Source organism: Rhodoblastus sp. 17X3, from assembly GCF_030056575.1.
Taxonomy (GTDB): domain Bacteria; phylum Pseudomonadota; class Alphaproteobacteria; order Rhizobiales; family Beijerinckiaceae; genus Rhodoblastus.
The window spans coordinates 34,396-47,124 of record NZ_JASHHX010000005.1 but is presented as its reverse complement, the minus strand read 5'-3'; the positions used below and the strand labels follow the sequence as shown (position 1 = coordinate 47,124).

8 protein-coding genes are annotated in these 12,729 nt (G+C 64.6%); 4 read left to right on the top strand and 4 right to left on the bottom strand.

Annotation, left to right across the window (positions count from 1 at the left end; genetic code table 11):
* Positions 1–45: 45 nt before the first annotated feature.
* From QM467_RS06885 to QM467_RS06875, 3 genes are all read right to left on the bottom strand, one after another.
* Complete coding sequence (locus tag QM467_RS06885; RefSeq protein WP_283365568.1) at positions 46–3,582, bottom strand: tetratricopeptide repeat protein; 3,537 nt, start codon at positions 3,580–3,582, stop codon at positions 46–48.
* Positions 3,583–3,868: 286 nt separating this feature from the next.
* Positions 3,869–4,333: a hypothetical protein gene (locus QM467_RS06880; RefSeq protein ID WP_283365567.1), complete on the bottom strand. Its 465-nt coding sequence runs from the start codon at positions 4,331–4,333 to the stop codon at positions 3,869–3,871.
* Between the two features lie 325 nt (positions 4,334–4,658).
* Positions 4,659–5,354 carry a pirin family protein gene (locus tag QM467_RS06875; protein WP_283365566.1) on the bottom strand — a complete coding sequence of 232 codons (696 nt, stop codon included), beginning with the start codon at positions 5,352–5,354 and terminating at the stop codon, positions 4,659–4,661.
* A 126-nt stretch (positions 5,355–5,480) separates the two neighbouring features.
* Here QM467_RS06875 and QM467_RS06870 point away from each other — a divergent pair, with 126 nt between their 5' ends.
* Together QM467_RS06870 and QM467_RS06865 are read left to right on the top strand one after the other, a co-directional pair.
* Positions 5,481–6,410, top strand: coding sequence for a LysR family transcriptional regulator (locus QM467_RS06870; protein ID WP_283365565.1), 930 nt, complete (start codon positions 5,481–5,483; stop codon positions 6,408–6,410).
* A 176-nt stretch (positions 6,411–6,586) separates the two neighbouring features.
* The gene (locus QM467_RS06865) at positions 6,587–7,210 is read left to right on the top strand and encodes an FMN-dependent NADH-azoreductase (protein WP_283365564.1); all 624 of its coding nucleotides are present in this window, start codon (positions 6,587–6,589) and stop codon (positions 7,208–7,210) included.
* Between the two features lie 36 nt (positions 7,211–7,246).
* Here the strand turns inward: QM467_RS06865 and QM467_RS06860 are convergent, their stop codons facing one another.
* Entirely contained in the window at positions 7,247–8,017 is a 771-nt protein-coding gene (locus QM467_RS06860) for a FadR/GntR family transcriptional regulator (RefSeq protein ID WP_283365563.1), read from the bottom strand.
* 188 nt (positions 8,018–8,205) lie between these two features.
* Between QM467_RS06860 and QM467_RS06855 the strand changes: the two genes are divergently transcribed.
* On the top strand, positions 8,206–9,822 hold the full coding sequence (locus tag QM467_RS06855) for an L-lactate permease (protein WP_283365562.1): 1,617 nt from the start codon (positions 8,206–8,208) through the stop codon (positions 9,820–9,822).
* Positions 9,823–9,899: 77 nt separating this feature from the next.
* Positions 9,900–12,713, top strand: coding sequence for an FAD-binding and (Fe-S)-binding domain-containing protein (locus QM467_RS06850; protein WP_283365561.1), 2,814 nt, complete (start codon positions 9,900–9,902; stop codon positions 12,711–12,713).
* The last annotated feature ends 16 nt before the right edge of the window (positions 12,714–12,729 follow it).

The window sequence follows — 12,729 nt, the reverse complement described above, 5'->3', positions numbered from 1 at the left end:
TGAATTCCGCCGCATCCCGAGCGGCGGGCGCGGCTGCCTTCGCCGTCAAGTCTCTGCGCCGGATTTTGCGTCCAGCAGGGCGCCGATCAACGCCAGCGACTGCATGCGCGGCTGCTTGAACGCCGTGCGGCTCCAATGTTTTGGCGTATGCTTATAGGCGGCGGCGCAATGGATGGCGACGGCCTTGAACAGGTCATGGCGCTCCAGAACATACATGGTTTTCAAGCGATCCTGGCGATGCCCGGCCAGATGGGCGGCGAGGCATCGCGTCATCAAGCCCGGGCCGGTGGCCAGCCAGAGCATGTCGGTGTCGCCGCGCTCGATGGCTTCGCGGGCGGCGACGAGCGCATGGCCGATCACGGGATGCCGGGGGACGACGCCGATGAAATTATTGGCGACTGTGCCGAGATCTTCCTGATAGACGAACAGGCTGCGGTCGCCGGGGTCGATGGTCGGGATCGGAGCGAGGCAGCGGTCGTCGGCGTCAATGTAATAGCCGCCTTCGTGATACAGCGCCGCCAGACGAAAAAGATCGGCCTTCATCGCCGCCTCACTGGCGCGGTCGAACGCGGCGAGCACGCCTGTCGGCCCCATCTCCAGAAGATAGCGACGCGCGTCGGCCTTGGAGAAGCGGATATAGCGATAGCCGGGATGCATGTCGCGCCAGCCGTCGCAAAGCGCCTCGACGTCAGGCGGAATGTTGTCGTCCCAATATTGCGTGATCCGCGTCGGGATGAGCCTGTCGCCCGGAGACGGTTGCCCGGGCCGGTCGAGCAGTTCCCTCCGCCGCAGGGCGATCAGGAAGTTGATGGCCGCCGGGGTGTAGTCGGGGACTTCGAGGACGAGGGCCTCCAGGGCTTCGACGGGATCGTCCTTCGTCAGGCAATCGCGCAGCAGCGAAAGCGCCGTTTCGTCGATCCGATATTCATCCAGCAGTTGCCCGATATGGGTTTGCGACGGCTTCCAGTTTCCCGCGTGGAGGAAGCGATGGGTCGGGTCGTTGCGGACCGAGGTTTCCAGATGGGCTTGCGTCGCGTCGAGGTCGAGCCGGAGCAGGGCCGTCAGAGACGCGGTGTGATGGATGCCTGAGTCCGTCGCGTAAAATTCGGCGGCATGGTTGAAGCAGGAATAGGCCTCGTCGAGGTCCCAGCGCGCGGCGGCGATCTGGCCCTTCAGCATCGAGATCCTGACCTGTTCGCGCCGGCTGCAATGCGGCGGCGCATCGGCCGCGCGCCGCGCTTCGTCGAACGCGCCGAAGTGGATCAGCAGCGAAACATGATGAAACCACAGATCGAAATGGGTCGGAAATCTCGCAGCGGCCTGTTTCAACAGGGCGTGCGCCGCAGGATAATCGCCCCGGCTCTGGAGGATTTCGGCTCTGAGAACTTGCGTTTCGGGCAAAGGCCCGAAACGGAGATCGCAGATCTCGAGCACATGTTGCGCCTCGCGGGGCTGGCCAAGACGTTCAAGGCCGAGGGCGAGTTGCAGATGCGCTCCCAGGTTCGAGGGATCCAATGCGACAGCTTTCCGTCGGCAAGCGACCGCGCCCCGCTCGTCGTCGATCTGTCGAAGGGCGTTGGCGAGCGCTTCCCACGCCTGGCCGCTCCTCGGATCGCGGCTGACAAGATTCGTCAGGCGGGTGACGGCCGGACCAGCCTGGCCAAGTCGGATGTCCTCGGCCGCCAGCTCGATTTCGGGCTGCGGCTGGAGGGGGTTCAGCGCCGCCGCGCTCGCAAAGGCCGCGCTTGCCGCGGCATATTCGCCTGCGGCGCGCTCCGTATATCCAAGTTGAAGCAGCAGGGCCGGTTCTGTCGGATGGCGCGAAATTGCGGCGCCGAGACGATTGCGCGCCTCGTCGAAGCGTCCGACTTCGATCAATTCGTTGCACAACGAGATGGTCGCCCAGATCAGGGCGCCCGGAACCGCTGCGGCGTTCTCGAAGGCTTTTTGCGCGACGTCGCCGTCTCCCCGCCGGCGGGCGATCTGTCCCTTGCCCATCAGGGCCCAGAAATTGGTCGCGTCCTGGGCGAGCATCGCATCATAGAGCGCTTCCGCGTCGCCCAATCGCCACGCGCCCAGATATTCATTCGCAAGCGCCAGTTTCGCCTGAAGATGGCGCGGCTCCAGTTCGACGGCTTTCTCCAGCGTCCGGACATGGTCGCTGGCAGTGGCCCTGTGCCGGATGCCGAGCGCGTAAGCGAGCAGGGCGTCGGCTGAATTCGGATGGCTCTCGACAAGCGATCCGAGCAAAGGCTCGGCTTCGTCGGGACGACCGAGCTTCTGGAGCTCGGTCGCCACGTCCTGAATTGTCCAGATCTGGGAGGGGTCGAGCGCCGCCGCCTTGCGGAAACAGGACAGCGCCTCGGCATGATCGCCGCGCTCGCGGGCCACCATGCCGAGGCCGCGCCAGCCGTGAACATGGCCGGGATCTTTCGTCACGACGGCGCGGAAGAACTCCGCCGCCTCGTCGAGCCGGCCGAGTTCGCGCAATCCCGCCGCGAGGTCGTGCAGCATCAGCGTGTTCTCGGGGTCGAGCGCCGCCGCCTTGCGGAAATGCTCGAGCGCGCCCGCGTGATCGCCGCGCTCGCGGGCCGACATGCCGAGACCGCGCCAGCCGAATACATGGCCGGGGTCCCTCGCGACGACGGCGCGATAGGCTTCGGTTGCTTCGTCGACACGGCCAAGTTCAAGCAAGCCCATCGCAAGGTCGTGCAGCATCAGGGTGTTTTCGGGATCGAGCGCCGCCGCCTTGCGGAAATGCTCCAGCGCCGCGGCGCGATCGCCGCGTTCGCGAGCGGCCATGCCGAGGCCGCGCCAGCTGAACACATGGCCGGCGTCCTTGGCCACGACGGCGCGATAGGCCTCTGTGGCCTCGTCGAAGCGGCCAAGTTCGAGCAGGCCCATAGCGAGGTCATGCAGCATCAGGGTGTTTTCGGGATCGAGCGCCGCCGCCTTGCGGAAATGCTCCAGCGCTGCGGCGCGATCGCCGCGTTCGCGAGCGGCCATGCCGAGGCCGCGCCAGCTGAACACATGGCCGGCGTCCTTGGCCACGACGGCGCGATAGGCCTCTGTGGCCTCGTCGAAGCGGCCAAGTTCGAGCAGGCCCATTGCCAGGTCGTGCAGCGTCAGGGTGTTTTCGGGATCGAGCTCCGCCGCCTTGCGGAAATGGAGCAGGGCTTCTTCGTGGTCGCCGCGGTCCCGCGCGACCATGCCTAGACCGCGCCAGCTGTAAATATGGCCGGGGTCCCTGGCCACGACGGCGCGATAGGTCTCCGCCGCCTCGGCGAGGCGGCCGCTTTCATGCAGACCCATCGCGAGGTCATGCAGCATCAGCGTGTTCTCGGGGGCGAGTTCCGCCGCCTTGCGGAAATGCGCCAGCGCCTGGTCGCGGTCGCCGCGATCGCGCGCCAGCAAGCCAAGGCCGCGCCAGCTGAAAACATGGCCGGAGTCTTTCGCCAGGATCGCGCGATAGGCCTCGGTCGCTTCGTCGAGGCGTCCCCCTTCGCGCAGAGCCGTCGCCAGGCCGTAAAGCGCCAGCGTGTTTTCGGGGTCGCGCGCCGCCGCCTCGCGGAGATGTTCCAACGCTTCGTCCCGCCCGGGAGAGGGCGTTTCCGCGCGCGCCGGACGCGGCGCTTCAATTTGCTCTTCGTTCAACTGCATGACTGCCGGAGCGTGGACTCAGAACATGTTCGATATCAGAAATGCAGCACTATCGCTTGTCTTCACATTTGCGAAGCCGAAGAAGGCGCGAAATGCCCCCGTCAGCGGGGCATGTCGCCGTGTGGAGGCGAAGTTGCCGATTTCTCGACGGCGCGGCTCGGGCGTTCTTTTTATATCTTGTCCTATCTTGCGCCGAGCCGGGTTCGGATCAGACGGTTTCCGGGTTCTGATGCGAGAGCGATTCCGCCCAGGCCTGGACCCACCGTTTGGCGTCTTCATTGGGCGAGCGCATTTCAATCTCGCCGCGCTCAAGAAAATGCGCGAGGCCCGAGCTAAAGGCGCCTTCGGCGACCGAGTCGGCGACGTCGGTATAGGTTTCCAGGTACCAGACTTCGTCGAAATCGACATTCGCAGCTTTTCGGCCCTCGAAGAATCCGTTTTCCCTGTAATGCTTGCGCAGATCCGTGACCTGCCCCGCTTCATAGGCCTCCGCTATGTCATTGTTCTCTCGGAGATAAAAATTTTCATCATAGTCTGATGACAAAGCAACGTATCGAAGAAGGAGCCTGAGCGACTTCTTGCTAATGGTTATATTGCCTTCATTCAGCAATTCTGCGGCCGCTTCTGGGGCGCCAATTGCGTGAGCAATGGTGGCATAGGAAGGGGTGTACATCGTTTCCTCGGCTATCCTGGTAAATTTGCATGTCTTTCAAAGAGATTTTCTATGCGACATGAGGCTATATAAATTGCTCTATTCCAATAATTGGCCTCCCGCTGCGTCAAGGTTAAACTGTTCCCAATAGGCCCGGCAAGTGTTGTGAATGAAGAAAAATTGGCGGCTGATTCAATATGTTGATCTGGTTTCCAAGTCTTCGCCCGGCGCCATCGGCGGCCGAGGGGGAGTCCGAAATTCGCGGGGGCGCCCTGATCCGATCGAATCAGGGCGCCCCCGCCGTGTCTGGAAGTTATTTGCGTCGCCTGAAAACGCTCGGGGAGCGTCAGGCGGCGTCGACCAGGACGATCTCGCTATCCTCGAGCGCGGTCACCCGTACGGTCTCAAGGTCCTTGATCGCGGCGCCATCGCGCGTTCCGACGCGAAGGCCGTCGATTTCGACGGCGCCCGTCGCCGGGACAAGATAGGCGCGGCGGTCCTTGCCGAGCGCATATTCCGCGCTTTGCCCGGCCTTGAGGGTTGCGGCCGCCACTCGCGCATCGGCGCGAATCGGCAGGGCGTCATCGCCCGCGACGCCCGAGGCGAGCGTCACGAACGCGCCGGCGCGGTCGTCTTTCGGAAAGGGCCGGCTTCCCCAGCTGGGCGCCTCGCCTGTCCGGGTGGGCACGATCCAGATCTGGAAGATCTCCGTCACTTTATCCTCCAGATTATATTCGGAGTGGACGATGCCATGGCCCGCCGACATCACCTGCACGTCGCCGGCCTCGGTCCGGCCCTTGTTGCCGAGATTGTCTTCATGGGTGATCGCGCCCTTCCGCACGAAGGTCACAATCTCCATATTGCGATGGGGATGCGGCGGGAAGCCGGTTTTGGGCTGGATCGCGTCATCGTTCCACACACGCAAGGCGCCCCATCCCATGCGGGACGCGTCGTGATAATTGGCGAATGAGAAATGATGCTTGGCGTCGAGCCAGCCGTGGTTGTCGCCGCCAAGGCCGCTGAACGGACGAAGTTCGATCATGTCTGCCTCCTTGTTGGCCCCATGGCGCCGGCGATCCGGCGAGGGCCTGTCATGACGGCAATGTAGTTATTGTGCTCTTTTCCGTTCAGTGGGATAAAATGTGACGATCAATTCCAGAAAATAGAAATGTCAGAGCCTGGAATCCCAACCTTCGATCAATTGCGGATCTTCCTGACGGTCGTTGAAACCGGCAGCTTCGCCGCGGCCGGGCGCAAACTCAATCGCGCGACGTCCGTCATCTCCTATGGCGTCGCCAATCTGGAGGCGCAACTGGGGGTCGAATTGTTCGATCGCGAATCGACGCGCCGTCCGCGCCTGACCGAAGCGGGGCGCGCGGTTCTGGCGGAGGCGGGCCATATCGCGCAGGGCATGGACGGATTGCGCGCGAAGGTGAAGGGCATGCTGGCCGGGCTGGAGCCGGAAGTTCGCCTCGCCGTCGACGTCATGGTTCCCTCGCGCCGGCTGGCCGAGCTGCTGCGCGCATTCAGCGAGAAATTTCCCACGGTCGCGCTGCGGCTGTCCGTCGAAACTCTGGGCGCAGTGGCCGGCCTCGTGCTTGATCGCCACGCCGCGCTGGGGATCAGCGGCCCCCTCGCGGCGGAACGCGCCGAACTGGAGCGGATCAGCGTGGGCGCGGTCGAATTGGTCCCGGTCGCGGCGCCGGGCCATCCTCTGGCCCGGACGGAAACGCTGGCGCCGGGCGCCGGGCGCGACCATGTCCAGCTGGTGCTGACCGATCGTTCGACGCTTTCCGAGGGGCGCGATTTCGGCGTGGTCAGCGGGCGAACCTGGCGTCTCGGGGATCTTGGCGCGAAACATTCCTTGCTGCGCGAGGGGATCGGCTGGGGCAACATGCCGCTCGAAATGGTCGAGCCGGATCTCGCGTCGGGACGGCTCGTGCGGCTCGATATGCCCGAGCATCCGGGCGGCATTATCCCGCTGTCTGCGATCTACCGCCGCGATGCGCCGCCGGGGCCGGCGGGAACATGGCTGCTGCAGCAATTCAGCGCCTGCGGCGCGCAGGACAAGGAGACCCTGCGGATGGCCGAGTTGTGACGCCGGAAGTCTTTTCTGATTTATCGAACGTAATGATATAAATTATTCGGCTGTTTTGGTCGTCCAGCTGCTGGCAGTCTTGCGCCAGATCGAAATCGAGGCCGTCTCATGACGGCGGGCGTCAGGCCCCGCAGGCTCGAACTCGATGAGCAAATCGCAGCAAAAGGACGCCCGCCATGACTCACCCCGTCAAGAAACTCCTGCATGTGGATTCCAGCATTCTCGGCGCCGGTTCGGTCAGCCGCGAGCTGTCCGCGGCAATCGTCGCCGAAGAGCAGCGCCGCCATCCGGGGCTGTCGGTGACCTATCGCGACCTGGCTGTCACTCCGGTCGGCCACCTGTCCGGCGCGCATCTCGCCGCCTTCCAGGGCGCCGCCCCGGAATCGCCGGCGCTTGCGCAGGACCTCGCCGCCGGACAGTCCGCGCTTGAGGAATTCCTCGCCGCCGACATCGTCGTCGTCGGCGCGCCGATGTATAATTTCTCTGTGCCGAGCCAACTCAAGGCCTGGATCGACCGCCTCGCCGTCGCGGGCAAGACCTTCCGCTATACGGAAAACGGCCCGGTCGGCCTCGCCGGCGGCAAGAAGGTGATCGTCGCCTCCTCGCGCGGCGGCTTCTATGGGCCGGGAACGCAGATTGAATTCCTGGACCATCAGGAGAATTACCTGCGCGGCGTGTTCGGCTTTTTCGGCATTACCGACGTCAGCTTCATCCGCGCCGAAGGCGTGGCGCTCGGCGGGGAGCAGCGCGCCAGGGCGATCGAGGCGGCCCGCTCGGAAATTGCGCAGTTCGCCGCCTGATTTCTCGCAATTGTTGCAGCCGCGCCGCAGCGAAACTCAACTGCCGCGGCGCGCGAGCAATTCGCCGCGGCCCATGCGGCGCAAGACCCGCGCGACGCGAACGTCTTCCTCGCGCATCTGCTTGAGATTCTCCGCCGTGGCGCGCATGTGGCGCGTTGCGGCTTCCGCCGCGCGATCCGGCTCGCGGGCCACGATCGCCTCGCCAATGGCCAGGTGCTGCGTCAGCAATTGATCGCGGAAGCCCTGATGGGAATAGAGATGGTGGCGGTTGTAGAAGACGCCCCGCCGAAGCATGTCGGAAAAGGCCCGCATGATGTGCAGCAGCACAATATTATGTGAGGCCTCGTAGATCAGCATGTGCAGATCGGCGTCCGCTTCCGCCTCGGCGGTCGGGTCGTCGATCTCATGCGCCGCCCTCATCCGATTCATGCATTTCTGGATCGCCTCGATCTCGAATTCAGTCGCGCGCAAGGCGGCGAGCCGCGCGGCCTCGCCCTCGATCAAGTTCCGATATTCCAGATAATCGATCAACGCCTGCTCGCTCGATTGCAGCAAGGCGGCGAGCGGCTCGGTGAGCGGCGCCATGAACCGCGCGACATGGGTGCCGGATTTCGTCGTTTCGATCAGGCCGCGCGATTGCAGGATTTCCAGCGCCTCGCGCAGGCAGGGGCGCGAAATTTCGAATTTCTCTGCCATTTCCCGCTCGGAGGCGAGCCTCTCGCCAGGCCGCAAGGCGCCTTCCAGAATCAATTGTTCAAGATGTTCGGCGATGGAGTCTGCGAGCTTCGGATTACGGACGGGTTCCATTTTTTGGTTCCTGCACTGCACCGCCAGACTAGCATCTGGAATTAATTTGTCCACGCCCTCTTGATGGCTGAAAAAAATTCCAGTAATAATTTTTGGTAAAGTTTTATGACCAGATAGCGATGGCGATAAGGCAGCAAGACCATAACGGTCTCCGTCGCGCGCTCGGGCATAGGCTCTGGGGAGGAAACATGTTCGCACAGCTTTTGACGCCGATCGGCGACAGTCTCGGCCTGTCCTTCATTGCGGCAATTTTGCCGGTGGTGACGGTCCTCGTCCTGCTCGGCGTATTGCGCCGCCCCGCGTGGCAGGCTTCCCTTGCCGGCCTCGCCGTCGGTCTCGCTGTCGCGATATTGGGCTGGAAAATGCCGGTCAATCTGGCGCTGAATTCGGTCTTCAACGGCGCGGTCTTCGCGCTCTGGCCGGTCATGTGGATCGTGGTCAACGCGCTGCTCCTTTATAACGTAGCGGTCAAGTCCGGACGTTTCGACGCCTTCCGCGCCTGGGTCATCGAACATCTGCCCAATGACCGTCGCATCATTCTGGTGGTCATCGGCTTCTGTTTCGGCGCGCTGCTTGAAGGCGTCTCGGGCTTCGGCACGCCGGTCGCGATCACCTCCTCGCTGCTCATTCTCTGCGGCTTTCCGCCGATCGAAGCCCTGGTGTTCGTCCTGATCTTCAACACCGCCCCGGTGGCTTTCGGCGCGCTCGGCGTGCCGGTGACGGTGCTCGGCGCGGTGACGGGCCTGCCGGCGCCGGCTCTTGGCGCGATGATCGGGCGGCAATTGCCGTTCCTGGCTCTCTTGCTGCCGTTCTATGTCATGTTCGTTTATGGCGGCTGGCGTTCGGTGCGGGCGCTCTGGCCGGTTCTGCTCGTCTCGGGCGGAAGCTTCGCGTTCTCGCAATTTTTCGCTTCCAACTTCCTCGACTACGCGCTCACCGACGTGCTCGCCTCGCTCGGCTCGCTGATCGGCACCATCGGCTTCCTGCAAGTCTGGCGTCCGGCGCCGGATCCGGAATTCGCGGTTTCGGCGACCGCCCTCGCCGAAGAGAGCAAGTCGGATGTGGCGCCCTGGCAGGGCTGGCTGCCCTGGCTGATCGTTTCCGGGGTGGTCATCGCCTGGACCCATTTCGGCTGGGCGTCGATCGCCCAATCCAAGGTGCAATGGCCGGGCCTGCACAACGCCATTTCCATCACGCTTTACAACAACAAGCCCTATGCCGCGATCTGGGCCTTCCAGCCGCTCGGCAGCGGCACGGCGATCCTTGTCGCTACCCTGATCACGGCTTTCGCGGTGGGCATTTCGGCGCGCGATTTCGTCGGCTGCATCGGGAATACCGTCCGCCAGATCCGGATCGCCGTCCTCACCGTCATGCTGATCGTCGGTCTCGCCTATCTTATGAACTATTCCGGCATGGCCTATACGCTCGGCCACGCGGTGGCTTCGACCGGCCTGTTGTTCGTCTTCCTGTCGCCTTTCCTGGGCTGGATCGCGGTGATGCTCTCGGGCAGCGACACATCGGGCAACGCCTTGTTCGGAAATCTGCAGGTGGTGGCCGCCCGTCAGCTCGACCTGAACCCGATTCTGTTCGCGGCGACCAATTCGTCGGGCGGCGTGATGGGCAAGATGGTCTCGCCGCAAAATATCGCGACCGGAGTCTCTGTCACCAACCTCAAGAACAAGGAGGGCGAGGTCTTCGCGCGAACCTTCCCGCACAGCATTATCCTGACGGTCGCGCTCGCCGTGCTGGTCGCCTTACAGCAATTCGTGTTCCCCTGGATTATTCCGGTCGTCGCCAATCCCTGAGCAAAGCAGGCGCCGGGTCGAATCCGGCGCCTGTCCGTCACGTTTAGTCTGGTTCTCGTGATCCCTGGAGACGCCTGGTGCTGCATCAATCCTCGGTCGGCGGTCTTGCGCTGGAATTTGAAAAAATCCTGCCTCGGGATCGCGTGTTCGCCGATCCGCTGCGCCGCCTCGCCTACGGAACGGACGCCAGTTTCTATCGCCTGACGCCGCAAGTCGTGGTGGTCGCGGAAGAAGAGGCGGATATTCTCGCCATTCTGGCGACCTGCCGCAGGCTCAAGGCGCCGGTCACGTTCCGCGCCGCCGGCACCTCGCTCTCCGGCCAGGCGGTGACGGACTCCGTCCTCGCCGTGCTCGGCGAGGGCTTCGCCACTTTCGCTTATGATGCGGCCACGCAAGTGGCGCGGCTCGGCCCATCGCTGGTTGGCGGCGAGGCCAACCGCCGCCTTGCGCCGCTTGGCCGCAAGATCGGTCCGGATCCCGCCTCCATCGCCACCGCCAAGATCGGCGGCATCGCGGCCAATAATTCCTCCGGGATGTGCTGCGGCGTCGGGCAGAATTCCTATCACACGCTCGCGGGTCTGAGGCTCGTGCTCGCCGACGGCGTTGCGCTGGACACCGGCGATCCCGTCAGCGTCGCGGCCTTCCGCAGGTCGCACGCCGGTCTGCTCGAAGGCCTCGCCGCATTGTCCGCCGAGGTAAAGGCCGACGACGTGACGGCCGCGCGGATAAAAGAAAAATTCCGGCTCAAGAACACGACCGGCTACGCCATCAACGCGCTGGTTGATTTCGACGATCCGATCGACATTCTCGCCCATCTGATGATCGGCTCGGAAGGCACGCTTGGCTTCCTGTCGCGGGTAGATTACCGCACCGTGCCGGAATACAAGGACAAGGCCTCCGCGCTGGTGGTCTTCGCCGATCTCGCCTCGGCCTGCCGCGCCGTGAGCGCGCTGAAAAGCGCGCCGGTCGAGGCGGTGGAGCTGCTCGACCGCGCCTCGCTCGAAAGCGTAAAGCACAAGAAAGGCATGCCGGTCGACGTCGATTCGCTCGGGCCGCAGGCGGCGGCCCTGCTGATCGAGTCGCGCGCCGCCGACGCCGACACCTTGCGTGCTCAGCTGGCGACGATTGCCGCGACCATCGACCTGTCGACCACGCTCAATGGCGTGAATTTCACGTCCGATCCGGTCGAATCCGGCCGTCTCTGGGATATCCGCAAGGGGACTTTCCCGGCAGTCGGCGGCAAGAGGCCGCCGGGGACCACGGTGATCATTGAGGATGTCGCTTTTCCGGTGGCGCGGCTGGCCGACGCCACCGCCGACTTGCAGGCGCTGCTCCACGCCCATGGCTATCGCGAGGCGATCATTTTTGGCCATGCGCTGGAGGGCAATCTGCATTTCGTCTTCGCGCAGGGCTTCGAATCCGAAACCGAAATCGCGCGCTACGCGGCCTTCATGGAGGCGGTGGCGGAGCTTGTCGTCGGCAAATATGACGGCTCGCTCAAAGCGGAGCACGGCACGGGGCGCAACATGGCGCCCTTCGTCGAGCGCGAATGGGGCGCGGTGGCGACGGCGGCGATGCGGCGCATCAAGGCGCTGCTCGACCCGGAAAACCTGCTCAATCCGGGCGTGCTGCTCAATGATGATTCCAAAATTCACCTGAAGAATCTGAAACCCATGCCGGCGACCTCGCCGCTGGTCGATTCCTGCATCGAATGCGGCTTCTGCGAGCCGCAATGCCCGTCGAAAGGGCTGACCTTGTCGCCGCGCCAGCGCATCACAGCCGCGCGCGAGATGCGCCGCCTGCGCTGCGACGATCCCGATGCGCCGCAGCTGGCCGAGATGCAGAAGGCCTATGATTATGCCGGCGACGCCACCTGCGCCGGCTGTTCCCTGTGCTCGACGGTCTGCCCGCTGGAGATCGACACCGGCACTTTTATCCGCACCTTGCGCGCCGGACGGCGCGGCGGCGTGGCCCATTCCGTCGCGGGCGCGCTCGCCGGGCATTTCGCCCTGACGCTCAAGGCCACCCGCGCCGGTCTCGCCGCCGGGGATTTGGCCACGCGCGTTCTGGGCGGCGCAGCCGTGCAGAAGGCTTCCGCCGCCGCGCATCGCGCCTTGGGCCTGCCCCGCCTGTCGCCCGCCATGCCTCGCGCCGAATGGCCGGGTTCGGCGCCCGCTCCTGACACTGCGGGCTTGGCGCCGGTGCTGTTCTTCCCGTCCTGCGCCAGCCGCGCGATGGGGCCAGCGCCGGGCGACGACAGCCCGCCATTGCAGCAGGTTGCGGCGCAGGTCTTCGCCCGTGCGGGCTATCGTCTCGTGTTGCCCGACGGCCTCGATGAGCTGTGCTGCGGCCAGCCCTTTGCCTCCAAGGGCTTTCCCGACATCGCCAAGGCCAAGGCGGAAGAGCTGGCGAACAGCCTGTCCTCCGAAGGCGCGGCCATTCCGCTGGTGTTCGACACCTCGCCCTGCGCGACGCGGATGCAGGCCTTCGCCGGGCCGCGCTTCCGCCCGGTCGATCTCGTCCAGTTCCTGCGCGACGAGATCGCGCCGAAACTTGCGCTGAAGCCGCTGCCGGAAACCATCGCCGTCCATGTCACCTGCTCGCTGCGCAAGGCGGGGCTGGCTTCGGCCCTGATCGACGTCGCCAGCGCCTGCGCGGACAAGGTGATCGCGCCGCCCGGCGTGACCTGCTGCGGCTTCGCCGGAGACAAGGGCTTTTCGCAGCCGGAGCTGAACGACCACGCCCTGCGCCACCTGAACGAAAGCCTGCCGGACGACTGCCGCGAGGGCTATTCCTCCAGCCGGACCTGCGAGATCGGCCTCGCCGCCCATTCCGGACGGCGCTACCGCTCCATCCTGCATCTGGTCGACGCGGCCTCGTCGCCGCGCTGAGGGGCTGGCGGGGCGG

Bases quoted from the DNA above. Each gene is read 5' to 3' on its own strand.
- QM467_RS06870 (WP_283365565.1), top strand. From the start codon at position 5,481: ATGTCAGAGCCTGGAATCCCAACCTTCGATCAATTGCGGATCTTCCTG.
- QM467_RS06855 (WP_283365562.1), top strand. From the start codon at position 8,206: ATGTTCGCACAGCTTTTGACGCCGATCGGCGACAGTCTCGGCCTGTCC.
- QM467_RS06880 (WP_283365567.1), bottom strand. From the start codon at position 4,333: ATGTACACCCCTTCCTATGCCACCATTGCTCACGCAATTGGCGCCCCA.
- QM467_RS06860 (WP_283365563.1), bottom strand. From the start codon at position 8,017: ATGGAACCCGTCCGTAATCCGAAGCTCGCAGACTCCATCGCCGAACAT.
- QM467_RS06865 (WP_283365564.1), top strand. From the start codon at position 6,587: ATGACTCACCCCGTCAAGAAACTCCTGCATGTGGATTCCAGCATTCTC.
- QM467_RS06875 (WP_283365566.1), bottom strand. From the start codon at position 5,354: ATGATCGAACTTCGTCCGTTCAGCGGCCTTGGCGGCGACAACCACGGC.